The sequence below is a fragment of the Pseudomonas sp. S34 genome (genome assembly GCF_009866745.1).
GTDB lineage: Bacteria > Pseudomonadota > Gammaproteobacteria > Pseudomonadales > Pseudomonadaceae > Aquipseudomonas > Aquipseudomonas jessenii.
In genome coordinates, this window is the sequence record NZ_CP019398.1 from 3,711,136 (window position 1) to 3,733,382 (window position 22,247).

Below are 22,247 nucleotides of genomic sequence, written 5' to 3' on the forward strand. Positions count from 1 at the left end.
GTCCGTGTAATGCCCGCTGGGGGGGGCTGGTTGAGGGTGATGTGCCTGGCGGGGAACGCGGTGTGTGGTGGCCGGTGGTCAATTTCCAGGTATAAAAAAACCCGCCTTCCAGCGGGTTTTTTGCTTTTCAGAAACTGATCTGTCGCCGCGAACTCAATGGGCTTTTTTCGAGGTCGACTGCCCTGCTTTACTCAAGCCCTTGGTGTTGTGCTCACCCGGCGTCGAGGCCGAAATAGCCCTGGCCTTGGAGATGCCGCGAGTATCTTTGGAATGGGCGATGCCTGAGGTCGTGGTGCCATGACCGTTATCATCGTTGCGCTCACTACCGTAGTGGTTCCCGCTCAGGCCATGGTCGCGCACGGATTTGCCGGCATGGTCGCTGTCCAGCCCGTTGCCGCGGCCGTTACTGCCGGAGTGGCCTGTACCGGCGTGTCCGCCCCCCATACCGCCGCCGTGACCTGCGCCGTTTCCGCCGCCATTGCCACCGCCATTACCACCGCCGTTTCCGCCACCGCCACCGCCGCCGTTTCCGCCGCCACCGCCACCGCCGTCCTTCGCGTATGCGGAACCCATGATCGACAGGCCATCAGGGAGTAACGGAGCGGCTGCAAGCATCATGGCGCATGACATTACAGCAACGAGACTCTTGTTTTTAAAAAGCATGATTGCTTCCGTAGGAGGTTGATATCGCGTGACGTATGACGCGATATCCCTCGGACAGTTCAAGTGCCACGACAGACGGCTGGAGCGCCCTCAGTCAACGGGAAGACGACCTTCCCCACGTTAATCAAACGCACCGTCGAGAATCTCATAGACAAGCCCGGTGGCCAGCGCAACCAGGATCAGGTCCGTACCGACTTGCTGCCATTCGTAGCCATCGTAGTGGGGCAGCCTGCCGACCAGCCGGCCATCCAGTTTTTTGGCGATGCCGGGTGGAAGCGGCTTGCCTCGGGCAAGGTTCTTTTGAATGCCCGGTGGCAAATCAGGCCCGGGGCTCCAGTAGCCCGTGTTCACGCCAATGATCTGGAGCACGCTGCTGCGGTTGATGCTAGGGCCATTGCTCCAGTCCCCTCCGCCGGAATTCTTGTTCTTGTTGCCATGACTGCCCTGGTTGCCATGGTTGACCTTCCCGCCACCTTGGCCGTTACCGGGATCAGCCAGCGCCGTCGCCGAGCCGCTGATCAGGGTCAAACAGGTGATTGCTGCAATCAAAGATCGAGACCTGAACATGAGTCGCTCCTTCGTGGTGGGAAATGTTCCCTGAAATTTAGACGCTATTGACGTAGTTGGTTCCATCGAGTCACAGAGCCATGAACCGTCTGCGCTCATCCCCTCGAAGCCAGGTTTCGCGTCCAGGCATTCGCTGCAACCTTCTTCGATGTGCATCCACGCTTGATACGTCGCAGATACTTCAATGCGTGGCGCTGTTTCCCGATTGTTACCTCAGCGCCACAGTTGTCACTTCTGCGCCGCCGAACTGGCCAATAGAGTATGGCCGTCGGTGTGGAACAGGGTCGTCGACTTGTCGGCCCGCGTTGGCACCGATCCCCCCATCACGGAAGAGGTGAATCATGAGTTTCGTCAAAGTGGAAAAAAACCAGAGCAGCGCCCCGTCGGATGCCGACATGAAAAAAGCCATGGTCGAGTCGGGCGGCAAGCCGGGCGAGGTCACCGGGACCAATGCGGCCCGCACCCTGACCTACACCGGCGTGGTCAATCACACGGTGTACGAGAACAAGCTGATCGAGATCGCTAAGGGCAAACGCACCAGCTGGAACTTCGTCTGGGCCGATGCCCGGGCCGCCTGAGGTCAAGGCGGGGCGGCCGATCGGCTGCCCCGCTGACCCGGCCCCTGATACACCCCCGATACCCGCTTGTAACACCAAGACACTTAGCCGCCCTGCCCCTCGCCCCTAGAGTGAAGCCGTCAATGGACAGCAGCGCCAAGCGCCAGCAGCCCATTGTTTGCCCAACACACCACCAAGGAAGAAGGAAACCATGAGCAAATCAATCGCTGTCAGCCAACAGAGCCAGCAGCTTCACAATGATGTGCAAGAAGCCGTCAAGTCGATCATGGGTGCAACGCAACTGAAAGCGGCGGATTACGGCCGGGTACTGAGGTCGGCCCTGGCGGCTTCGCAAAAAACCGTCACCATCGAAATCGCCGCCGGCGACCTGGCGCTGCTCAAGAAGTCCGGCTACAAGCTGTGCTTTGCCAAGAAGGTGGGTGACGCCGACTACAACGTGGTCTGGCAGTCCTATGATGCTTACCTGAGCAACAACGAGTTCAGTTGGACGCCTCAATATCAGCTGTTTGCGTCCAACCTGTTCAAGGCAAATGTGCAGGTCAAAGTCTCGACCAACATCGTCAATATCGGCCTGGGGCAAACATCGACACTCGATGAGCACGGTCTGCTGAGTTCGGCGGTTACCGGGGGACCGAACATTTCCATAACCTTTGTAAATGACTACGACCCCATCCATCCGGGTATCAACCAGTTATCTACCGGCATTGATGGCAATCAGGTCAGCACCCCCATTTACGTTGCGGTGGATCAGGTGGTCACCGGTGAAACCGTGCTGACGCCGGTGGAAACCATCCTCGTGTGGTTCGAACAGAACGTACAGACCAGCACCATGTTCAGTACCTCACGCTCCAAGGCGATCGAAATCGACTTGACGTTCGATAACACCGCAGGTCGCCTTTACGAAGGCGGTCAGTGGAAAACCGTGTAACCGTCATGCCGGGGCAACCTTGCGGTTGCCCTTTCACTCCTCTTTGCCCGTCGTGGCGAAGTAGCCCGTCAGCGAGCGACAGATCGACTGCGCGAGGTCCTCCTGGGTGGCGATGCCATGGGGTCGATCACGATCGAACTGCGCCGACCAGCGAATCCGCCCCTGCGCCACATCCACCAGGCGCAATGACGCTCGCACCCGCGAAGGCTCGACCCGCACGCTGCCCTCCAGGCAATAGCTGTAACGCCCGCCACGCTTGAAGTCCGGTACCGGCTCGCTGTTGCGTGCCACCCGCATCAACACATGATTGGTCCCGGTCTGCGCCTGCTCGAACGACTCGAACAGTCGGCAGCTCAACTCCTCGCACAAGCCCCGGGTAAAGTCATCGCCATCGCGGGTGAGGCAGGTAAACGGCTGGATCTGGACCACGGGATGGCGAGTGCCGACGCCCTTGGGCCGCAGCCGCTGATAGGTCAAGCGATAACACCCGGGTGGAATGCTGAAGCGCACCGGGTCCTGCTGGCCGTTGCCGGCGTAATGCGCTGCAAGTTTGCGCCGCAAGCGCCCCACCTGCACTCGCACCACCGGATCGTCGCCCGTGCAATACACTGCCGGGTCACGACGAAACACCGCGATGCCAATGGCGTGTTCGGTCAGCGGCGTATTGCAAGCCTGAAGGTCGTGCTCGACCAGAAAGCGCAACAGACTGCCCATGCGCCTGGATTTGGCAAACAACGGGCTGACCAGCAACAGCGCCAGCACCCGCTCGATTTCTTCCCGATCGAGCGGCTCGGGTCTCCCCGCCGCAGTCGAATCGGCCATGCTTTTGATCACCATCGCCTGCCTCCGTGCAGGTTGCCGACAGGAATGGATGTCGCACTCCGTGATTACCCTTGCAGCGTGAGCAGGAATGGAACTCGGGCACTGCAACGACCAAGCGTAGCAGCCGTGTTGATATCGGCAGGCAATTGCGATGGTAGCAACCCGCCATCCGACGAACGTTCAATCTTGACGTCTGGAAAATTTGTAGGACTTGTCCCTTTGTGGCGAGGGAGCTCGCTCCCGCTGGGCTGCGAAGCGGCCCTGATCCTTTGCAACTCATTTCCTCAGACCCATCGCAGTGCCCGGTTTTACGGCGGCAGAGCCGCCGAACGGGAGCAAGCTCCCTCGCCACAGGGGTCATTTGGCGTCCTACAGGCCGGTTGCAGCGCTGGAGATCGACACCTAATGTGCGCCCGTCGCTGACTTGAATTGGCGACAGGGTTTCGCAGCCCTGTAGATACGTGTAGTAACCTTGCAGTCCATCAAGCCGATGACGGTCGCATCTGCGCCCGCATGTCGCTTTATGGTGGCTGTGTGTGGGAGATCTTCGGGTCTGCCGGGTTCCTCGTATCCTCGGTCTGCGAACCCGCACATAGCTACCACCCCATTCGAATCGCAGCGACCGGGAGTAGTTCTTCTTACAGATACGAGGAAGTTTTACTTATGACGACTAACAGTCCGCATCCCCGCTTCACCCCCATGAAACAAATCGCCACCAGCTACCCCGTCCTCCTCATCGACAGCGACGCCCCGCTGCGCGAGCTCCACAACTGCGCCGCCGAACGCCTCAACGCCGTCCTGCAATACCTCAACCTCATGGCCTGCACCAGCCTCCCCGACTACGCCGAAAACGACATCAACACCGTGACCAACATTTCGCGGATTCTGCTTCAGGATGTGCGGGATGTGTTTGGGGTGATCGAGCAGCGGGGGTTTGAGGGGCCGAAGAAGCAGTGACATTGTTCAAGCAAAAAAAAACCCGCATTTCTGCGGGTTTTCAATGGCCACCGTTCAGTTGGCTACAGCAGCCATCAGCAGACTGAAACGCGCAAAAACCGTTTTTGAGTAACGTCTAAAAAGCTCATCTACCCCGGCCGATTCATTTAGACTCGCCGTTGGCTCATGGGGCCGGGCCATGCCCGATAACGGATATCCAAGACAGCGGTTCATGAAAACAATAATTAGTTATTTGCGAAATAGTTACTGGAAAAGATGGATCCGCAAACACAAATGCAAAGTGGCGGGCGGTTTATTGTCGCTGCACAAAAGATCGACAGTGACCCTAGAAGAAGGCGTGACGCTTGGGCATGTGGTCATAGAGTCAAAAAAGCTGGAGATCGGTGCGCATACCTATATCCGCAGTGACTGCGTCCTTTCCGCGGTCTCATCCATTGGCAGGTTTTGCTCCATCGGCAGCAGCTGTTTTATCGGCCAACAAAAGAGCTCGCATCCGTTGGGCTGGCTCAGTTCACATCCCTTTCAATATACCGACACTGCGCTGGTTTACGACCCGGAGGTTGCGGACATCACGATTGGGCATGACGTCTGGATCGGCCATAGCGCGATGATCCTGGAAGGCGTGACTATAGGCACCGGCGCTGTCATCGCAACCCGCGCCCTGGTTGCCCATGACGTGCCACCGTACGCCATTGTTGCCGGCACCCCGGCAAAAATTGTCAAGTATCGGCATACACCCGAGTTGATTGAGGCGCTGATCAACAGCAAGTGGTGGGATGTTGATGTCGAGGTACTCAAGACATTACCGCTCAATGATCCGCAAGCCACTTTATCTCTGTTGGCCACCCTGCAGAAAGAAACGCGTGCCGACTACCAACAGATCGAAATAACCCGCAAAGGGTGCAGTATTTCGTCTTGAACATTGGAAATGACCAACACTGCACATTCAAGATGCCCGGCCAAACCAGATTCAAATGATAAAAAAACCCGCATCAGATGCGGGTTTTAACGGCTGGATCCTGATGATCCCTGCCCGCAAAGCGGTTATCAGAAGTTCGCCGGTGTGTTGGCGCTGATGATTTCCGCCTCATCTGCCCCGATATTGCGAAACCGGTGCGGCAAGGTCGTCGGGAAGTAATAGCCGTCCCCGGCGTTGAGCACACTCACCTGGCCATCCACGGTCAACTCCACGGTACCCCGGGTCACCAACCCACACTCCTCGCCTTCGGAATGCACGATCGGCTCTTCGCCGGAGCTTGCGCCCGGTGCGTATTGCTCGCGCAGCAAGCGCATCTGCCGGCTTGGCACGGACGCGCCGATCAGCAGCAGGCGCAGGCCATGGCGGCCGAGGTCGGGCTGTTCGTTGGCGCGGAAGACGTACTGGTGTTCGCGCGGCGGCTGATCGAAGGTGAAGAAGTCGGCCAGGGACATGGGGATGCCCTCCAGCAATTTCTTCAGGGAGCTGACGGAAGGACTGACCCGATTCTGTTCGATCAGGGAGATGGTTGCATTGGTGACGCCGCTACGCCGGGCCAGCTCGCGCTGGGACAGTTTGTAGCTTTCGCGTACTAATTTGAGTCGTGAGCCCGTGTCCATGACAGCCTTATGTGCCAACCCGTAGGAGCGAGCTTGCTCGCGATTGCGATCTGACCTTCAACATTGATGTCGACTCAACCAACGCTTTCGCGAGCAGGCTCGCTCCTACAGGGATAATGGAGGGGTGGAGTGCAGGCGCGGATCACGCCGTTTTCCGGTCCCGGAAACGTGAAAGGCGGCTATTAAATCACGTTTGTTGGTAATGCTCAGCAGGTTCGATAAACGGCTGGAAAAATAGCCATTTGCCACGAAGTTGTACAACCTGTGGGAGCGGGCTTGCTCGCGAAAGCGGTGTGTCAGGCGCCATCAGTTTTGGCTGATATGGCCTCTTCGCGAGCAAGCCCGCTCCCACAGGGGATTTGGTGTTTCTGGTATTAAAAAGCCGGCGGCACCCTTTGGGGAGATGCCGCCGGCGAGGTAAAGCTTAGATGCCGAAACGGTCACGCAGCGAGTAGTACACCGCGCCGAGGGCGGTCAACGGCGCCGAGAAGGTACGCCCGCCGATCATCGGCATGTGCGGCAGCGAGGCAAACGCATCGAAGCGCTCGGCGTCGCCACGGATCATTTCCGAGATCAGTTTGCCGGCCAGGTGCGAACAGGTGACGCCGTGGCCACTGTAGCCCTGCATGTAGTAGGCGTTTTTCTCGATACGGCCGAATTGCGGCATGCGCGACATGGTCAGCAGGAAATTGCCGGTCCAGCGGTAGTCGATCTTCACGTCCTTCAATTGCGGGAAGGTCTTGAGGATCTTCGGGCGGATCAGTTGTTCGATGTCGTCCGGCTCGCGCGCACCGTAGACCACGCCGCCGCCGTACAGCAGGCGGTTGTCGGCGGTCAGGCGGTAGTAGTCGAGCAGGTAGTTGCAGTCTTCCACGCAGTAGTTGTTGGTGATCAGGCTTCGGGCCTGCTTTTCAGACAACGGCTCGGTGACGACGATCTGCGAACCGCACGGCATGCTCTTGCTGGTCACGCGGTTGTCCAGGCCCTGCGGCAGGTAGGCGTTACCGGCGATCAGCAGGTACTTGGCCTTCACCACGCCTTTGGCGGTGCGCACGGTGATGGGCTCGCCATAGGTGATTTCCACCGCCGCCGATTGCTCGTAGATCTTGCCGCCCAGGCCGATGATGGCCGAGGCTTCGCCGAGGGCCAGGTTCAGCGGGTGAATGTGGCCGCCCTGCATGTCCAGCAGGCCGCCGACATAGGCATCGGAACCGATTTCGCGCTTGATGTCGGCCGCGTCGAGCATTTTCAGGTTCTTGTTGCCGTAACGTTCCCAGCTCTTCTTCTGTTCGGCCAGGCCCTTGAGTTGCTTTTTGTTCATCGCCGCGAAGATGCCGCCGGGGCGGTAGTCGCACTGGATGTCGTAGTGCTGTATGCGCTGACGGATGATGTCGGCGCCTTCGAAGATCATGCTGCCGAGGACTTCGGCAGTCTTGTCGCCGTAGCGCTCTTCGATGACATCGACGTCGCGGCTATAGGAGTTGACCAGTTGGCCGCCGTTGCGACCGCTGGCGCCGAAGCCGACTTTGGCCGCTTCGAGCACGGTCACGCTGTAGCCCGCTTCGGCGAGGAACAGAGCCGAGGACAGGCCGGTGTAGCCGGCGCCGATCACGCAGACGTCGCAGTCCACCGCCCCTTCCAGCACTGGGAAATCACCGGTGAAGTTGCGGGTGGCGGCGTAGTAGCTGTTTACATGTGCTTGTTTCATACAGTTCTCCGATGGCCGCCGACAGAGCCGGCGACCGTCGCTTTATTGTTATCAGAGCTTGATCCAGGTCGCCTTGAGTTCGGTGTACTTGTCGAACGCGTGCAGCGATTTGTCCCGACCGTTACCCGACTGCTTGAACCCGCCGAACGGCGCGGTCATGTCGCCGCCGTCGTACTGGTTGACCCAGACGCTGCCGGCACGCAGGCCACGGGCGAAGGTGTGGGCCTTGCTCAGGTTGCTGGTCCATACACCGGCGGCCAGGCCGAAGATGCTGTCGTTGGCAATCGCCAGGGCTTCATCGAAGGTGTCGAAGGTGATGACCGACAGCACCGGGCCGAAGATTTCTTCCCGGGCGATGGTCATGGCGTTGGTCACGCCGTCGAAAATCGTCGGTTCCACGTACAGGCCACCGGTGTCTTCGAGGGTGCGGCTGCCGCCGGCGATCAGTTCGGCACCCTGCTCTTTGCCGATGCCGATGTAGCGCAGTACGTTGTCCAGTTGACGCTGGTCGACGACCGCGCCGACGGTGGTCGCAGGGTCGAGGGCGTGGCCCGGTTTCCAGGCCTGCAGGGCTTCGACCAGCAATGGCATGAACTGCTCGCGAATCGAACGTTCCACCAGCAAGCGAGAACCGGCAGTGCAGACTTCACCCTGGTTGAAGGCGATGCCACTGGCCGCCGCCTGTGCTGCCGCGCGCAGATCCGGCGCGTCGGCGAACACCACGTTCGGGCTCTTGCCCCCGGCTTCGGCCCATACGCGTTTCATGTTGCTCTGCCCGGCGTAAACCATCAGCTGCTTGGCAATCGCCGTGGAGCCGGTGAAGGCCAGCACGTCGACGTCCATGTGCAACGCCAGTGCCTTGCCGACGGTGTGGCCGTAGCCCGGCAGGACGTTGAACACACCTTTCGGGATGCCGGCATCCAGCGCCAACTGGGCGATGCGGATCGCGGTCAGCGGGGACTTTTCCGAAGGCTTGAGGATGAACGAGTTGCCCATCGCCAGGGCCGGGGCGAATTTCCAGCTGGCCATGATCAACGGGAAGTTCCACGGCACGATGGCCGCGACCACGCCGGCCGCTTCGCGGGTCACCAGGCCCAGTTGATCCTGGGGCGTGGCGGCGACTTCGTCGTAGATCTTGTCGATGGCTTCGGCGGTCCAGCGGATCGCGTTGGCGGTCGCCGGAATGTCGATGCTCATGGAGTCGCTGATCGGCTTGCCCATGTCGAGGGTTTCGAGCAGGGCCAGTTCTTCCTGGTTCGCCAGGATCAGGTCGGCGAAACGGATCAGGATGCGCTTGCGCTCGGCCGGGGCCAGGTTGGCCCACACGCCGGATTCGAAAGTGCGGCGCGCCACGGCGACCGCTGCATTGGCATCGGCTTCGTCGGTGCTGGCGACGTTCGCCAGGAAACGACCGTCCACGGGGCTGATGCATTCGAACGTCGCGCCGCTGGCGGCTGCGCAGTATTGGCCGTCAATGAATGCGCGACCTTCGATGGTTAGGGACTGGAAGCGCTGCTCCCAATCGCTGCGAGTGTTTGTCATGGTTGTGACTCGACGCAGGGGAATAGGTGGTCGCCGGATTGAACGCCAACCAATTACGACCTTGGAAATACGATCCCCTGTGGGAGCGGGCTTGCTCGCGAAGGCGATGTGTCAGTCGACATCAGTGTTGACTGTGCCGCCCTCTTCGCGAGCAAGCCCGCTCCCACAGTTGATCGGTGTGATCCGTCTTAAACGGTATGCAAGTACCAGTTGTACTCAAGGTCCGAGATGGAGTTCTCGAACTCGGCCAGCTCGCTTTCCTTGCACGCCACGAACACGTCGATGTACATCGGGTCGATGTAGCGCGCCATGACTTCGCTGTCGTCCAGCTCGCGCAGTGCGTCGCGCAGGTTGTTCGGCAGGCTCTGCTCGTTCTGCTCGTAGCTGTTGCCTTCCACCGGGGCGCCCGGTTCGATCTGGTTGGTCAGACCGTGGTGAACACCGGCCAATACCGATGCCATCAGCAGGTACGGGTTGGCGTCGGCACCGGCCACGCGATGCTCGATGCGCACGGCGTCCTTGGAGCCGGTCGGTACACGCACGGCCACGGTGCGGTTATCGATGCCCCAGCTCGGCGAGTTCGGTACATAGAACTGTGCGCCGAAACGACGGTACGAGTTGACGTTCGGGCAAAGGAACGCCATCTGCGCCGGCAGGGTCTCGAGCACACCGCCGATCGCGTGTCGCAGCGCGGCGTTCTGCTCGGGATCCTCGCTGGCAAAGATGTTGTTGCCTTCTTTGTCGAGAATCGAAATGTGCACGTGCAGACCGTTACCCGCCTGGCCCGGATACGGCTTGGCCATGAAGGTGGTGTCCATCTCGTGGTCGTAGGCGATGTTCTTCACCAGACGCTTGAGCAGGACCGCGTAGTCGCAGGCCTTGATCGGGTCAGCCACGTGATGCAGGTTGACTTCGAATTGCGCCGGGGCGCTTTCCTTGACGATGGCGTCAGCCGGGATGCCCTGCTCTTTCGCGCCTTCGAGGATGTCTTGCAGGCAATCGACGTATTCGTCGAGGTCGTCGATCAGGTACACCTGGGTCGACATCGGACGCTTGCCGGACACCGGCGAACGTGGCGATTGCGGACGACCGTTCACGTTGTCCTGGTCGATCAGGTAGAACTCCAGTTCGAACGCGGCGCAGATGGTCAGGCCCATGTCGTCGAACTTGCGCACGATATTGGCCAGCACTTCACGCGGGTCGGCGAAGAATGGCTCGCCTTCGATTTCGTGCATGGTCATCAACAGTTGCGCGGTCGGGCGCTTCTGCCATGGCTCGATGCTGAGGGTGCCGGGGATCGGGTAGCAGATCCGGTCGGCATCGCCGATGTCCAGACCCAGGCCGGTGCTTTCCACCGTGGAACCATTGATGTCCAGAGCAAACAGAGAGGCCGGCAGGTTGATGCCTTTCTCGTAAACCTTATGAAGACTGGTGCGCTCGATGCGCTTGCCGCGCACCACACCGTTCATATCCGCAATCAGAAGGTCGACGTACAAAACCTCAGGATGTTTCTTAAGGAATGCGTTTGCTTCGTTGAGTTGAACGGCACGCAGAGGGACCGACATGATGCACCTATTTTTTTACTGTTAATTATTATGTTCACCGCCCTTTCACGAGCCCAGTCAATCCGAAAGGCAAAGTGAAGTCAATAGCGAACACCTGGCCTTTCAACGTTTATTTTCGGGCCTCACAGGGGGACGAGAGTGCCAGATACGCCCTCAAACACGCGTAAACCCTGAAGATCGGACGTGCGGCGTTTAGAATTTTTTACATGAGAGTTGTTAATTAAAATCAACAAGGCTAAGCTCCGGAAAAGCTCGTTCAAGTGTGAAACTTCGAGGTGATAAAAATGGCACTCAAGCCATTGATCGGCGTTACTGCGTGCGTCAAACAGATTGGCCTGCACCCCTACCACATCAGCGGTGACAAGTACTTGCGTGCTGTCAGCGTTGCGGCGCTGGGGCTGCCTGTCGTTATTCCTTCCTTAGGCGACCTGACCGAAATCGATGACCTGCTGCCGCAGCTCGACGGTCTGTTGCTGACCGGCTCGCCGTCGAACGTGGAACCCTTCCACTATCAAGGCCCCGACAGCGCCCCCGGCACGGATCATGATCCGGCGCGGGATGCCACCACCCTTCCCCTGATCCGCGCCGCTATTGCAGCGGGCGTGCCGGTACTCGGCATCTGCCGTGGTTTCCAGGAAATGAACGTGGCGTTCGGTGGCAGCCTGCATCAAAAGGTCCATGAACTGCCTGGCTTGCTCGACCATCGCGAGGCCGACCATCCGGACCTGGCCGTGCAATACGCACCCGCCCATGAGGTGAATGTGCAGCCCGGCGGTGTGTTCGAAGCGCTGGAGCTGCCTGCGGTGTTCCAGGTGAACTCGATTCACAGCCAGGGCATCGACCGCCTCGCGCCCGGCCTGCGCGCCGAAGCCGTCGCGCCTGATGGCCTGATCGAAGCGATCTCCGTCGAGCACAGCAAGGCCTTTGCCCTCGGTGTGCAATGGCACCCGGAATGGCAAGTGCTGAACAACCCTCCTTATTTGAGTATTTTCCGGGCGTTCGGCGAAGCCTGCCGGCAACGGGCGGCATTGCGTCACTCGAGCTGACGACCTGATATCCACATTCAACGATTGACTGCCCAACGCGAGCGGGCAGGCGCTTGTGCGTGCCTCGCTCGCGAAAACAACACACTGCAATAACAACAAGTACGACCAGGCAGCCAGGATGGCGGCGCCGAATAAACCCGGCCGCAGTGCAATGCCGGTCAACCTGATGCAACCCCATGTGGGAGCGGGCTTGCTCGCGAAGGCGGCGACACAATCAACACAGCTGTCGCCTGACACACCGCTTTCGCGAGCAAGCCCGCTCCCACAGGGTCCTGCGTTGGACTGACAGACATCATCTGATAAGGGTTTGCAATCCACTATTAAGCCGGGCCGTGTTGGCCGGGCGACTGAAACCTGTTGGGAGTTTCACATGGCAAACGCCTCCAGCATCTACAGGAAGGCTCTTGAGGGTCACCAGGCACCGAAAAAGGTGTTGGTGAAAATCGATCGCGTCACCAAGAAGTTCGACGAAACCATCGCTGTGGACGATGTGTCCCTGGAGATCCACCAGGGTGAAATCTTCGCCCTGCTCGGTGGTTCCGGTTCCGGCAAATCGACCCTGCTGCGCATGCTCGCCGGTTTCGAGCGCCCGACCGAAGGCCGGATTCTGCTCGACGGTGTCGACATCACCGACATGCCGCCGTACGAACGACCGATCAACATGATGTTCCAGTCCTACGCGCTGTTCCCGCACATGACGGTAGCGCAGAACATCGCCTTCGGCCTCAAGCAGGACCGTTTGCCAGCGGCCGAAATCGACGCCCGGGTGCAGGAGATGCTACGCCTGGTGCACATGACCCAGTACGCCAAGCGCAAGCCGCACCAACTGTCCGGCGGCCAGCGTCAGCGCGTGGCCCTGGCCCGTTCCCTGGCCAAGCGTCCGAAGCTGCTGCTGCTCGACGAACCGATGGGCGCACTGGATAAAAAGCTGCGTTCGCAGATGCAATTGGAACTGGTGGAGATCATCGAGCGCGTGGGCGTGACCTGCGTGATGGTGACCCACGACCAGGAAGAGGCCATGACCATGGCCCAGCGTATCGCGATCATGCACCTGGGCTGGATCGCCCAGATCGGCAGCCCGGTGGACATTTATGAAGCACCGGTCAGCCGCATGGTCTGCGAATTCATCGGCAACGTGAACGCCTTCGACGGCACCGTGGTCGAGGACCTGGAAGGTCACGCGATCATCCACAGTCCGGACCTGGAGCAGAAGATCTACGTCGGTCACGGCGTCAGCACTTCGGTGCAGGACAAGTCGATCACCTACGCGATCCGCCCGGAAAAACTGCTGGTCAGCACCGTCAAGCCGGATAACCGCTACAACTGGTCCGCTGGCAAAGTGCATGACATCGCCTACCTGGGCGGGCACTCGGTGTTCTACGTCGAACTGCCTGGGGGCAAGATCGTCCAGTCGTTCATGGCCAACGCCGAACGCCGTGGTGCGCGTCCGACCTGGGACGATCAGGTCTACGTGTGGTGGGAAGACGACAGCGGCGTGGTACTGCGCGCATGAAAACCTTCAATCAGCAATTCCTGAGGTGGGTCCCCAGCGGGCGCAAGTTCGTCATCGGGATTCCGTTCATCTGGCTGTTCCTGTTCTTCATGTTGCCATTCTTCCTGGTGATGAAGATCAGCTTCTCGGAAGCAGCCCTGGCCATTCCGCCCTACTCGGAGATCTACACCTTCGCCGAGCAGAAATTCCAGCTGTTGCTCAACATCGGCAACTACACCCTGCTGGGCGAGGATGAGCTGTACCTGTCTGCCTACCTGGGCTCGTTGAAGGTGGCGTTTTTCAGCACCGTGATGTGCCTGGTGATCGGTTTCCCGATGGCCTACGCCATCACCAAGGCCAGCAAGGAAGCGCAGAACGTGCTGATGCTGCTGATCATGATGCCGACCTGGACCGCGATCCTGATCCGCGTTTATGCGTGGATGGGCATCCTCAGCAACAACGGCCTGCTCAACGGGTTCCTGATGTGGACCGGGCTGACGTCGCACCCGATCGAGATCCTCAACACCAACACCGCCGTCTACATCGGCGTGGTGTATGCATACCTGCCGTTCATGGTGCTGCCGCTGTACGCCAACCTGGTCAAACATGACCAGAGCCTGCTGGAGGCCGCATCGGACCTGGGTTCGAGCACCTTCAACAGCTTCTGGAAAATCACCGTGCCTTTGGCCAAGAACGGCATCATCGCCGGTTGCATGCTGGTGTTCATTCCGGTGGTCGGTGAGTTCGTGATTCCGGAACTGCTGGGCGGCCCGGAAACCCTGATGATCGGCCGTGTGTTGTGGCAAGAGTTCTTCAACAACCGCGACTGGCCAGTGGCGTCCGCCCTGGCGGTGGTAATGCTGTTGATCCTGATTGTGCCGATTCTGCTGTTCAACCGCAGCCAGGCCAAAGAGATGGAGGCACGGGGATGAAACGCTTCGGATTTTCAAAGTTCATGCTGATTTTCGGCCTGTCGTTTATCTACCTGCCGATGCTGATTCTGGTGATCTACTCGTTCAACGCCTCAAAGCTGGTGACGGTGTGGGGTGGCTGGTCGATCAAGTGGTACGCCGGTTTGCTCGACAACAGCCAGTTGATGGGTTCGGTGCTGCGCTCGCTGGAAATCGCCTGCTACACCGCGATTGCGGCAGTCGCACTAGGGACGCTGGCCGCGTTCGTCCTGACCCGCGTCACACGCTTCAAGGGCCGCACGCTGTTCGGTGGCCTGGTCACCGCGCCGCTGGTGATGCCTGAAGTGATCACCGGCCTGTCGCTGTTGCTGCTGTTCGTGGCCATGGCGCAGTTGATCGGCTGGCCGATGGAGCGTGGCATCGTCACGATCTGGATCGCCCACACCACGTTTTGTGCCGCCTATGTGGCGGTGGTAGTCTCCGCCCGCCTTCGCGAACTGGACCTGTCCATCGAAGAAGCGGCCATGGACCTGGGTGCGAAGCCGTTCAAGGTGTTTTTCCTGATCACCATTCCGATGATCGCGCCGTCACTGGCGGCCGGCGGCATGATGTCGTTCGCCCTGTCGCTGGATGACCTGGTGCTGGCGAGTTTCGTGTCCGGCCCGGGTTCCACGACCCTGCCGATGGAGGTGTTCTCGGCGGTGCGTCTGGGCGTCAAGCCCGAGATCAACGCCGTGGCCAGCCTGATCCTGTTGGCAGTGTCGATCGTGACCTTCATGGTCTGGTACTTCAGCCGCCGTGCCGAAGAAAGCCGCAAGCGCGCGATCCAGGAAGCCATGGACCAGACCGCCAGCGAATCCTGGCAGCAACCTGAAAAGAAAATGCTAGAAGCCACCGCCTAAGACGCTGTGGTTTGCTCTTTGTGGCGAGGGGGCTTGCCCCCGTTCGGCTGCGCAGCAACCGTAAAACCAGTGCGTTCGGTGTAACTGAAACACCGCGGAATCCGGTTTTGGGGCCGCTGCGCGACCCAACGGGGGCAAGCCCCCTCGCCACAGGTGTTGTGTTCACTGTTTTGTGTTTTTGAATAAAAAAATGGAGTTGTACCGATGAAAATGTTTGGCAGGACTCTGCTGACACTGTCCTTATTGGGCGCAATCGCCACCGGCGCCCAGGCCAATGACAAGGTTCTGCGCGTCTATAACTGGTCGGATTACATAGGCCCGGATACCGTCAAGAAGTTCGAGGAAGAGACTGGCATCCAGGTGACCTACGATGTCTTCGACAGCAACGAAACCCTTGAGGCACGCCTGCTGGCGGGCAAATCCGGCTACGACATCGTCGTGCCGTCCAACAGCTTCCTGGCCAAGCAGGTCAAGGCCGGTGTCTATCAGGAACTGGACAAGTCGAAGCTGTCGAACTGGAAAAACCTCAACCCGGTGCTGCTGAAAAACGCCTCCGCGAGCGATCCCGACAACGCCCACGCCATCCCGTACATGTGGGGCTCGATCGGCATCGGCTTCAACCCGCAGAAGGTCAAGGAAGTGCTCGGCGCCAACGCCCCGACCAACTCCTGGGACCTGCTGTTCAAACCGGAAAACGCCGAGAAGCTAAAAGCCTGCGGCATCAGTTTCCTCGATTCGCCGACTGAAATGATCCCGACCGCCCTGCACTACCTGGGCTACCCGGTGAACGATCAGGACAAACAGCACATCGCCGAAGCCGAGGCGCTGTTCATGAAGATTCGCCCGAACGTGGCGTACTTCCATTCGTCGAAATACATCTCGGACCTGGCCAACGGCAACATCTGCGTGGCCGTCGGTTACTCCGGCGACGTGCTGCAGGCCAAGGCCCGCGCCCAGGAAGCCGGGGACAAGGTGAAGATCGACTACAGCATCCCGAAAGAAGGCGCCGCCAGTTTCTACGACATGCTCGCCATCCCGCGCGATGCCGCCAACGTCGAGAACGCGTACCTGTTCATGAACTTCCTGATGCGCCCCGACGTGATTGCCGACATCACCAACAACATCGGCTACAGCAACGCGAACGCTGCGGCCACGCCACTGGTCGATGAAGCGATCCGCAACGATCCGGGCTCCTACCCGCCGGAAGCGGTGATGGCCACGCTCTATGCCGTGCCGGACCAGCCGATTGCCGTCCAGCGGATCATGACCCGTGGCTGGACCAAGGTGAAGTTGGGCCAGTAATCCAGAACCCCACCTACCTAATGTGGGAGCGGGCTTGCTCGCGAAGGCGTCAGGTCAGTCGACATCTCTCTTGAATGTGCCGGCCTCTTCGCGAGCAAGCCCGCTCCCACAGTTGATCGGAGGGGTTCAACATTTTCCGTTCACGCAGCGCCTTACCACCGCTGCCTCTCCTGCAAGTAGAACGGCCTCACCTGGCTCCCTCGGTTCAGGTGAATTTTGGCGCCCTCGGGCGCCTTTTTTATTGGGGATCGATCAAAGGCCATTCGGCCAGCGCCCGATAGCGGCCCTTGTGGGATTCGAACAGGGTGAACCGGTCGGCACGCAGGAGGAATTCCGGCGCCGTTGCGGACTCCGGCACCGGTGCCCGATACTGCCGTGCCAGGGTCAGATGCGGACGGTATTCCCTTGGCGCTTCCTCCAGCCCGAACGGCAACATCGCCTGTTCCAGGGCGTACACCAGGCGTAACAATGCCGGGGGCGCCTGCTCCGGTGCGAGCACCAGCGCCCCTGCCCTGCGCCACACGTCCAGCCGATCCAGCACCACCGTCAAACGCTCGCCCGGTGTACGGATCGCCGCCGCAGCGGTACAGATATCGGCAATCTGCGCCGCGCCCACCGCCCCCAAAAACTTCAGCGTCAGGTGAAAGTTTTCCGCCGGCACCGGCCGTCCGTTGCGCAGTTGCAGCGCACTGCGCCACTGCGCTATCTCCCGGCGCTGGGCCGGGGCGCAGTTCAGCGCAAAGAACAGACGCTTGAACGGCTCGCGGGATTCGTCGTTCATGCCGGACACCTCGTGGGAAGACTGCCTGAGTGTACCCAACACTCGCGTACCGACCAGCGCATTTCTGGCATCGTGGGGCAAGCGCGTTATAGTTTTAGCATCCCGAAAAACCGGAGGGGGCCATGCGACAGATCATCAGCAAGGAACCATGGTGGGCCAGACCGCCCGAGCCCGGCCAGGATGAACTCAAGCTGGAATGGGGCTGGCTGGTGCACTACAGCGAAGGCGAGCCGCGCTTCGAGTTCATCCGCGAGCGGCCGACGGACGACGAGATCCGCCATCGAAAGAGTTGCAGGATCACCCCGACGCCGGAGTGATCCCGCGTGCGGCGTCAGGCCTGGAAGAGCAATTCGAACCCGCCGTACACCATGCGCTGGCCATCGAAGGGCATCGGATTGACGTCCGGTTTCATGCGCGGGTCCTGCATCATCTTGTCCATTCCGGCATTGCGCCTGGCCTTGTCCGGCCAGACGATCCAGCCAAAGGCAACGGTTTCGCCTTCCTTGAGCTTCACCGACATTGGAAACGAGGTGACCTTGCCTTCCGGGACATCCTCGCCCCAGCATTCGACCACGCTCAAGGCACCGTTTTCCTTGAAAATCGAGGCGGCGATTTCGGCGTGTTTGATGTATTGCTCACGGTTGGCGGTAGGTACGGCAGCAATAAAACCATCGACATATGACATGAGTATCTCTCCTTGGGTCATGGGGTGTTCTGCTGGGTAGTCGATTGCGCTGGCGTCCAATCGACAGCGCCGGTACTCAAACCGACCGGTGGTTCAGTACTCACCGCCAGGCTGCCTTCGATCTGCCCCGCCATGTAAAGCGTGCCAGCCATGACGCCGGTGGTCGGGTTCTGCACCAGTTTGAGCCAGGCCTTGTCGAAGGTATTGCCCAGGCTGCTGCGGATCAGCGCCTCGCTGTCGGGCCGGTCATTGGCCTGAATCAGTGCGCGAATGCCCGCCACCCCTATCGTGATCAAGCCACCGGCGAGTCTCCCGGCTGCCGCGGCCACGGCGCTGGCGGCCCCGCGCGGGGCCATCTCGGCTTCCATCCGCCGGCTGGCGCGCCTGGCCACCGGCGCCATCGCGGTGTCGGTCGAGCCCACCCCCTTGTCGCCACCGGCCTTGTGGATTTTGTCGACCAGCGCGGCGAAGGCCGGCAAGGTGTTCAGCGATTCGGTGTGCACGATCTGGTACAACGAAGCGTCCCGCGCCGGCGGCGGCCCGAGGGCGATGGCCGGGATTTTCTGGATGCGCCCGTTGAGCTGGGCCATCGGCACGCCGTGGCGGGTGGAGATTTTCTGCAGCTCTTCCTTGAGGATGTCGACGTAGAACGCCGCTGCCAGACCGAGAATCGCATCGGGATCGACTTCCAATGCCGCCGGGGCCAGGACCTTCTCCTGATAGGCTTCGAGCAGGTACGCCGCCAGGCGTTTTTCCGATGCGTCCTGCTCACCCCTGGCGCTGAGGGTGTACCAGCTGACCTTCACCGACAGCCATTCCTGGGTCCAGTAGCTGCTGAACCACGGAATGAAATTCTGTTCGGTCAACTCATAGACCCGTGTACGCCAGTACTCCATGGCGCCGCGGGCATAGATTCTGGTCTGCTCGGTGGCTGACTGCGACGCAGCGACGATCTCCCGGTCCACTTGCTGCCAGGTGCTGGCGGGAACGATGACTGGCGCCACTTCCACCGGCGCACGCGGCGGTGTGGCGCACCCCGCCAACACCACCAGCACGGCGACGATCAGCGAACGCAGGCTCAAGATTGCGACTTCCCGCAGTGTGCACCGGACGAAATGCCCGATACTCGAAACCATCGGTTTAAGTATAGGTGGCTGTGCCCTTGAGGCCGCCTTCGCGAGCAAGCCCGCTCCCACCTTGGTTGGCGGTGAACCTGTGGGAGCGGGCTTGCTCGCGAAGGGGTCCGCATCAACAACACAAAAACCACCATCACTGGCGTCGATATTCACCATCGCCGCGATTGCCTTCCGCTTGAACGCCGTCAGCGTAGGATCAATTCCAAGCCAACACGAAACCCCGAATCGGAGGGGAACCTCATGCTGATCCATCTGCTGACCTGCCTGGCCCTGACGGCGTTCACATTGAGTGTGTTTGCCTGGTACGTCCTGAGCGAGGAACAAACATCATGATTCACACTGTCACCCTCGCCGTACGTTTTCCGGTGTTCGGCAACAATTTCTACGCGCAGGAATTCGAGTCACGTAAAGAGTTGACTCTTCTGTTCGACGAGAAGTTCGAGGCGTTGCTGATCCCGGCAGCCGATCATCACTTCAGCAACGAAGTGGTCGGGCTCAATGATCAGTTCCGTTTTTTGAATGATGTGCTGGTCGAGCATCTGCTGGATGTCGAACTGGCAAAAAGCTCGGCCCGTTCGTTCGGGTTCTGACAGCGACCGCCGGTCGCCCGGGCACGGACGGCAACCGCTCACAACGTTCGCTGGCTATTGCCGATCCCCTTGGCAATATCAATCCCCCAATCCATCGCCGCTTCCATGTCCAGCATGTGCGGCCGCGGGTCGTGGTTCTCATCGATGGCCGAGCCGTCCGGCCGATAGACACCGATGAACATACCCAACGAACCGTCCTTCAATATCTCTGCCTTGACTTTGATGTTGCATCCGTTCGATAGCGTTTCCTTGTGCTCCATATGGCGCTCGGTCATGACTGCATTGCTCCCCTGACTGAATTCAAACCCTACTGGCCATGCTAGCTCAGCCCTCCGGAATGCGCCGATTGGCAGGACCGGAGGCCGGCCCTGACAGCGGCGCAATGCCACCTATACTCAAGGCCACCTCCCCCCTGGGGATCTGCACGTCCAACAATAAAAAGCAGAGGTGGAACATGGTCTGGCAGCAAGTCTACGATCCGTTCGGTAACCCGGTGCTTTCAACGCTCATGGCGGCTGTGCCGGTGGTGGTGATGCTGGCGTCCCTCGCGTTTTTTCATATCAAGGCGCACCTGGCGGCGTTGCTCGCCCTGGCCTCGGCCTTGCTGATCTCGATCTTCGCCTTCGGCATGCCGGCGAACATGGCCGGTTCCGCGGCGCTGTTCGGTGCGGCCAACGGCCTGCTGCCGATTGGCTGGATCGTGTTGAACATCATCTTCCTGCATCGCCTGACCACCGAGAACGGTTCGTTCAAGGTGCTGCAAGACTCCCTGGCGCGCATCACCGATGACCGGCGCCTGCAATTGCTGCTGATCGCCTTCTGCTTCGGGGCGTTTTTCGAGGGCGCGGCCGGTTTCGGTACGCCGGTGGCGGTGACCGGGGCGATTCTGATCGGGCTGGGGTTTTCGCCGCTCGCCGCTTCAGGGCTGGCACTGATCGCCAACACCGCCCCCGTGGCGTTCGGCGCCCTCGGCACACCGATCATCACCCTGGCCAAGGTCACCGGACTGGATGAAATGGAGCTGTCGATGATGGTCGGCCGACAGTTGCCGTTCTTCTCGGTGCTGGTGCCGTTCTGGTTGATCTGGGCCTTTGCCGGCTGGCGCAAGATGGTGGAAATCTGGCCGGCGATCCTGGTGGCCGGGGTCAGTTTTGCCGTGCCGCAGTTCCTGGTGTCCAACTATCACGGGCCGATGCTCGTGGACGTGATCGCCGCACTGATTTCCATGGCCTGCCTGACCGGTTTCCTCAAAGTGTGGAAACCGGCCACCGTGCATACCTCCGCCGCCCTGTCCGGCCGGGTCGACAACTCGAAGATCGACGCCGAGCACGACGAAAAGCCTGTACCCACTGCAACCTTTGCCAATGAAGCAAAACCGGCAGTGATGCGGGCGTGGATGCCGTGGCTCATCCTCACGGTCTTCGTGTTCATCTGGGGCACCCAGGGCTTCAAGAACACCTTCGACACCCGCCCCGCCATCGACCCGCAAACCAGTGCCGCCAAGCTCGATCCTCAGGGCAAGCCGATGCGCGAGGCGAACCCGCTGTTTGCGCCGGTCGTGACCTTCACCACCCTGCACTTGCAGGTCGAGAAAGTCCCGCCCGTGGTGGCCGCGCCGAAAACCGAAGAAGCGGTGTACAAGTTCACCTGGTTCACCGCCACCGGCAGCGGCATTCTGCTGGCGGCGATTGTCGGCGGTTTGCTGATGGGGTACTCGATCCCGCAACTGATTCACCAGTACCTGCGCACTTTGTGGGTGGTGCGTTATTCGCTGATCACCATTGCGGCGATGCTCGCGCTGGGCTTCCTCACGCGCTACTCGGGCCTGGATGCGACCATGGGCCTGGCTTTCGCCGCGACGGGCATTTTCTACCCGATGTTCGGCACCCTGCTCGGCTGGCTCGGCGTGGCGTTGACAGGTTCGGACACCGCGTCAAACGTGCTGTTCGGTGGCCTGCAACGGGTGACATCCGAGCAGTTGGGCATCAGCCCGGTGTTGATGGCTGCCGCCAACAGTTCCGGGGGGGTCATGGGCAAGATGGTCGACGCCCAGTCGATCGTGGTCGCCTCCACCGCCACCCGCTGGTACGGCCATGAAGGGGAAATCCTGCGCTACGTATTCTTCCACTCGATTGTGCTGGCGATCCTGGTCGGTGGCCTGGTGACGCTGCAGGCCTACGTCGCGCCGTTCAGCCATATGGTGGTGGGCGGGCATTGAGTCGAATACAAGCGTAATTCTGCTTGAGCCTGATCCCAGTGGGAAACCTGATCCCTGTGGGAGCGAGCTTGCTCGCGATGGCGGAGTGTCATTCAACATAGATGTCGAATGGTCTGCCGCTATCGCGAGCAAGCTCGCTCCCACATCTATGGATGGTGGTACGTCGAGCAGACAACGATCCCATGGACAGCTGAGCCTGACGGGCCAATGATTAAGACAGTGGACCGCGAAAACAGACCTCACGCATCAACAAAACGA

The 22,247-nt window shown here is 60.2% G+C and carries 23 protein-coding genes and 2 pseudogenes; 13 read left to right on the forward strand and 12 right to left on the reverse strand.

Annotated elements, in window-relative coordinates:
* Positions 1-153 precede the first annotated feature (153 nt).
* Positions 154-663: a hypothetical protein gene (locus PspS34_RS16495; RefSeq protein WP_178122801.1), complete on the reverse strand. Its 510-nt coding sequence runs from the start codon at positions 661-663 to the stop codon at positions 154-156.
* Between the two features lie 120 nt (positions 664-783).
* A complete protein-coding gene (locus PspS34_RS16500) occupies positions 784-1,230 on the reverse strand; it encodes an anti-virulence regulator CigR family protein (RefSeq protein ID WP_090456156.1) in 447 nt (148 codons plus the stop codon).
* Positions 1,231-1,571: 341 nt separating this feature from the next.
* Here PspS34_RS16500 and PspS34_RS16505 point away from each other — a divergent pair, with 341 nt between their 5' ends.
* Both PspS34_RS16505 and PspS34_RS16510 read left to right on the forward strand, forming a co-directional pair.
* A complete protein-coding gene (locus PspS34_RS16505; protein ID WP_090456158.1) occupies positions 1,572-1,808 on the forward strand; it encodes a hypothetical protein in 237 nt (78 codons plus the stop codon).
* Positions 1,809-1,998: 190 nt separating this feature from the next.
* On the forward strand, positions 1,999-2,736 hold the full coding sequence (locus PspS34_RS16510; RefSeq protein ID WP_150814404.1) for a hypothetical protein: 738 nt from the start codon (positions 1,999-2,001) through the stop codon (positions 2,734-2,736).
* Between the two features lie 33 nt (positions 2,737-2,769).
* Here PspS34_RS16510 and PspS34_RS16515 read toward each other — a convergent pair whose 3' ends face one another.
* Complete coding sequence (locus PspS34_RS16515; protein ID WP_154861980.1) at positions 2,770-3,573, reverse strand: hypothetical protein; 804 nt, start codon at positions 3,571-3,573, stop codon at positions 2,770-2,772.
* A 648-nt stretch (positions 3,574-4,221) separates the two neighbouring features.
* On the opposite strand from PspS34_RS16515, the gene PspS34_RS16520 reads away from it, so the two are divergent.
* Positions 4,222-4,515, forward strand: a complete 294-nt coding sequence (locus PspS34_RS16520; protein ID WP_150814401.1) for a fructose-bisphosphate aldolase — start codon at positions 4,222-4,224, stop codon at positions 4,513-4,515.
* Between the two features lie 211 nt (positions 4,516-4,726).
* The gene (locus PspS34_RS16525) at positions 4,727-5,434 is read left to right on the forward strand and encodes a CatB-related O-acetyltransferase (RefSeq protein ID WP_159390417.1); all 708 of its coding nucleotides are present in this window, start codon (positions 4,727-4,729) and stop codon (positions 5,432-5,434) included.
* A gap of 128 nt (positions 5,435-5,562) precedes the next feature.
* On the opposite strand, the gene PspS34_RS16530 is transcribed toward PspS34_RS16525, so the two are convergent.
* The 4 genes from PspS34_RS16530 to PspS34_RS16545 all read right to left on the reverse strand — a co-directional run bounded on the left by PspS34_RS16530 (position 5,563) and on the right by PspS34_RS16545 (position 10,926).
* Positions 5,563-6,111, reverse strand: a complete 549-nt coding sequence (locus PspS34_RS16530; protein WP_007975263.1) for a cupin domain-containing protein — start codon at positions 6,109-6,111, stop codon at positions 5,563-5,565.
* 424 nt (positions 6,112-6,535) lie between these two features.
* Positions 6,536-7,819 carry an FAD-binding oxidoreductase gene (locus PspS34_RS16535; protein WP_159390186.1) on the reverse strand — a complete coding sequence of 428 codons (1,284 nt, stop codon included), beginning with the start codon at positions 7,817-7,819 and terminating at the stop codon, positions 6,536-6,538.
* A 51-nt stretch (positions 7,820-7,870) separates the two neighbouring features.
* Positions 7,871-9,361 carry an aldehyde dehydrogenase gene (locus PspS34_RS16540; RefSeq protein WP_159390187.1) on the reverse strand — a complete coding sequence of 497 codons (1,491 nt, stop codon included), beginning with the start codon at positions 9,359-9,361 and terminating at the stop codon, positions 7,871-7,873.
* Between the two features lie 188 nt (positions 9,362-9,549).
* The gene (locus PspS34_RS16545) at positions 9,550-10,926 is read right to left on the reverse strand and encodes a glutamine synthetase family protein (RefSeq protein WP_090456168.1); all 1,377 of its coding nucleotides are present in this window, start codon (positions 10,924-10,926) and stop codon (positions 9,550-9,552) included.
* Between the two features lie 284 nt (positions 10,927-11,210).
* On the opposite strand from PspS34_RS16545, the gene PspS34_RS16550 reads away from it, so the two are divergent.
* The 6 genes and pseudogenes from PspS34_RS16550 (at position 11,211) to PspS34_RS16570 (ending at position 16,579) form a co-directional block, all read left to right on the forward strand.
* Positions 11,211-11,972, forward strand: coding sequence for a gamma-glutamyl-gamma-aminobutyrate hydrolase family protein (locus PspS34_RS16550; protein WP_159390188.1), 762 nt, complete (start codon positions 11,211-11,213; stop codon positions 11,970-11,972).
* A gap of 151 nt (positions 11,973-12,123) precedes the next feature.
* Positions 12,124-12,255, forward strand: a pseudogene (locus PspS34_RS28630) (metal ABC transporter ATP-binding protein); the annotation flags it as partial.
* An 87-nt stretch (positions 12,256-12,342) separates the two neighbouring features.
* On the forward strand, positions 12,343-13,485 hold the full coding sequence (gene potA, locus PspS34_RS16555) for a polyamine ABC transporter ATP-binding protein (protein ID WP_102672777.1): 1,143 nt from the start codon (positions 12,343-12,345) through the stop codon (positions 13,483-13,485).
* Positions 13,482-14,396: an ABC transporter permease subunit gene (locus tag PspS34_RS16560; RefSeq protein ID WP_090456173.1), complete on the forward strand. Its 915-nt coding sequence runs from the start codon at positions 13,482-13,484 to the stop codon at positions 14,394-14,396. Before potA ends, PspS34_RS16560 begins: the two co-directional genes overlap by 4 nt.
* Entirely contained in the window at positions 14,393-15,277 is an 885-nt protein-coding gene (locus PspS34_RS16565; RefSeq protein WP_154908602.1) for an ABC transporter permease subunit, read from the forward strand. The genes PspS34_RS16560 and PspS34_RS16565 overlap by 4 nt, the downstream gene beginning before the upstream one ends.
* A gap of 204 nt (positions 15,278-15,481) precedes the next feature.
* On the forward strand, positions 15,482-16,579 hold the full coding sequence (locus PspS34_RS16570; protein WP_159390189.1) for a polyamine ABC transporter substrate-binding protein: 1,098 nt from the start codon (positions 15,482-15,484) through the stop codon (positions 16,577-16,579).
* A 238-nt stretch (positions 16,580-16,817) separates the two neighbouring features.
* Here the strand turns inward: PspS34_RS16570 and thpR are convergent, their stop codons facing one another.
* Positions 16,818-17,360: an RNA 2',3'-cyclic phosphodiesterase gene (gene thpR, locus PspS34_RS16575; protein ID WP_150814394.1), complete on the reverse strand. Its 543-nt coding sequence runs from the start codon at positions 17,358-17,360 to the stop codon at positions 16,818-16,820.
* Between the two features lie 122 nt (positions 17,361-17,482).
* Here thpR and PspS34_RS16580 point away from each other — a divergent pair, with 122 nt between their 5' ends.
* Complete coding sequence (locus PspS34_RS16580) at positions 17,483-17,677, forward strand: hypothetical protein (RefSeq protein WP_150814393.1); 195 nt, start codon at positions 17,483-17,485, stop codon at positions 17,675-17,677.
* Between the two features lie 14 nt (positions 17,678-17,691).
* Here PspS34_RS16580 and PspS34_RS16585 read toward each other — a convergent pair whose 3' ends face one another.
* Together PspS34_RS16585 and PspS34_RS16590 are read right to left on the reverse strand one after the other, a co-directional pair.
* Complete coding sequence (locus tag PspS34_RS16585; RefSeq protein WP_102671872.1) at positions 17,692-18,045, reverse strand: DUF1428 domain-containing protein; 354 nt, start codon at positions 18,043-18,045, stop codon at positions 17,692-17,694.
* A 17-nt stretch (positions 18,046-18,062) separates the two neighbouring features.
* Positions 18,063-19,127 carry a hypothetical protein gene (locus tag PspS34_RS16590; RefSeq protein ID WP_154947727.1) on the reverse strand — a complete coding sequence of 355 codons (1,065 nt, stop codon included), beginning with the start codon at positions 19,125-19,127 and terminating at the stop codon, positions 18,063-18,065.
* A gap of 383 nt (positions 19,128-19,510) precedes the next feature.
* Between PspS34_RS16590 and PspS34_RS16595 the strand changes: the two genes are divergently transcribed.
* Entirely contained in the window at positions 19,511-19,771 is a 261-nt protein-coding gene (locus tag PspS34_RS16595) for a hypothetical protein (RefSeq protein ID WP_150814588.1), read from the forward strand.
* Positions 19,772-19,809: 38 nt separating this feature from the next.
* Here the strand turns inward: PspS34_RS16595 and PspS34_RS16600 are convergent, their stop codons facing one another.
* Complete coding sequence (locus PspS34_RS16600) at positions 19,810-20,046, reverse strand: hypothetical protein (protein ID WP_090456183.1); 237 nt, start codon at positions 20,044-20,046, stop codon at positions 19,810-19,812.
* Between the two features lie 179 nt (positions 20,047-20,225).
* Between PspS34_RS16600 and PspS34_RS16605 the strand changes: the two genes are divergently transcribed.
* Entirely contained in the window at positions 20,226-21,989 is a 1,764-nt protein-coding gene (locus PspS34_RS16605; protein ID WP_150814589.1) for an L-lactate permease, read from the forward strand.
* Between the two features lie 54 nt (positions 21,990-22,043).
* Here the strand turns inward: PspS34_RS16605 and PspS34_RS28640 are convergent.
* Positions 22,044-22,160, reverse strand: a pseudogene (locus PspS34_RS28640) (metal ABC transporter ATP-binding protein); the annotation flags it as partial.
* Between the last annotated feature and the right edge of the window lie 87 nt (positions 22,161-22,247).

Bases quoted from the DNA above. Each gene is read 5' to 3' on its own strand.
- PspS34_RS16525 (WP_159390417.1), top strand. From the start codon at position 4,727: ATGAAAACAATAATTAGTTATTTGCGAAATAGTTACTGGAAAAGATGG.
- PspS34_RS16550 (WP_159390188.1), top strand. From the start codon at position 11,211: ATGGCACTCAAGCCATTGATCGGCGTTACTGCGTGCGTCAAACAGATT.
- PspS34_RS16600 (WP_090456183.1), bottom strand. From the start codon at position 20,046: ATGACCGAGCGCCATATGGAGCACAAGGAAACGCTATCGAACGGATGC.
- PspS34_RS16545 (WP_090456168.1), bottom strand. From the start codon at position 10,926: ATGTCGGTCCCTCTGCGTGCCGTTCAACTCAACGAAGCAAACGCATTC.
- PspS34_RS16520 (WP_150814401.1), top strand. From the start codon at position 4,222: ATGACGACTAACAGTCCGCATCCCCGCTTCACCCCCATGAAACAAATC.
- PspS34_RS16560 (WP_090456173.1), top strand. From the start codon at position 13,482: ATGAAAACCTTCAATCAGCAATTCCTGAGGTGGGTCCCCAGCGGGCGC.
- PspS34_RS16500 (WP_090456156.1), bottom strand. From the start codon at position 1,230: ATGTTCAGGTCTCGATCTTTGATTGCAGCAATCACCTGTTTGACCCTG.
- PspS34_RS16580 (WP_150814393.1), top strand. From the start codon at position 17,483: ATGCGACAGATCATCAGCAAGGAACCATGGTGGGCCAGACCGCCCGAG.
- PspS34_RS16495 (WP_178122801.1), bottom strand. From the start codon at position 663: ATGCTTTTTAAAAACAAGAGTCTCGTTGCTGTAATGTCATGCGCCATG.
- PspS34_RS16505 (WP_090456158.1), top strand. From the start codon at position 1,572: ATGAGTTTCGTCAAAGTGGAAAAAAACCAGAGCAGCGCCCCGTCGGAT.
- potA (WP_102672777.1), top strand. From the start codon at position 12,343: ATGGCAAACGCCTCCAGCATCTACAGGAAGGCTCTTGAGGGTCACCAG.
- PspS34_RS16570 (WP_159390189.1), top strand. From the start codon at position 15,482: ATGAAAATGTTTGGCAGGACTCTGCTGACACTGTCCTTATTGGGCGCA.
- PspS34_RS16535 (WP_159390186.1), bottom strand. From the start codon at position 7,819: ATGAAACAAGCACATGTAAACAGCTACTACGCCGCCACCCGCAACTTC.
- thpR (WP_150814394.1), bottom strand. From the start codon at position 17,360: ATGAACGACGAATCCCGCGAGCCGTTCAAGCGTCTGTTCTTTGCGCTG.
- PspS34_RS16510 (WP_150814404.1), top strand. From the start codon at position 1,999: ATGAGCAAATCAATCGCTGTCAGCCAACAGAGCCAGCAGCTTCACAAT.
- PspS34_RS16585 (WP_102671872.1), bottom strand. From the start codon at position 18,045: ATGTCATATGTCGATGGTTTTATTGCTGCCGTACCTACCGCCAACCGT.
- PspS34_RS16540 (WP_159390187.1), bottom strand. From the start codon at position 9,361: ATGACAAACACTCGCAGCGATTGGGAGCAGCGCTTCCAGTCCCTAACC.
- PspS34_RS16530 (WP_007975263.1), bottom strand. From the start codon at position 6,111: ATGGACACGGGCTCACGACTCAAATTAGTACGCGAAAGCTACAAACTG.
- PspS34_RS16605 (WP_150814589.1), top strand. From the start codon at position 20,226: ATGGTCTGGCAGCAAGTCTACGATCCGTTCGGTAACCCGGTGCTTTCA.
- PspS34_RS16565 (WP_154908602.1), top strand. From the start codon at position 14,393: ATGAAACGCTTCGGATTTTCAAAGTTCATGCTGATTTTCGGCCTGTCG.
- PspS34_RS16595 (WP_150814588.1), top strand. From the start codon at position 19,511: ATGATTCACACTGTCACCCTCGCCGTACGTTTTCCGGTGTTCGGCAAC.
- PspS34_RS16515 (WP_154861980.1), bottom strand. From the start codon at position 3,573: ATGGTGATCAAAAGCATGGCCGATTCGACTGCGGCGGGGAGACCCGAG.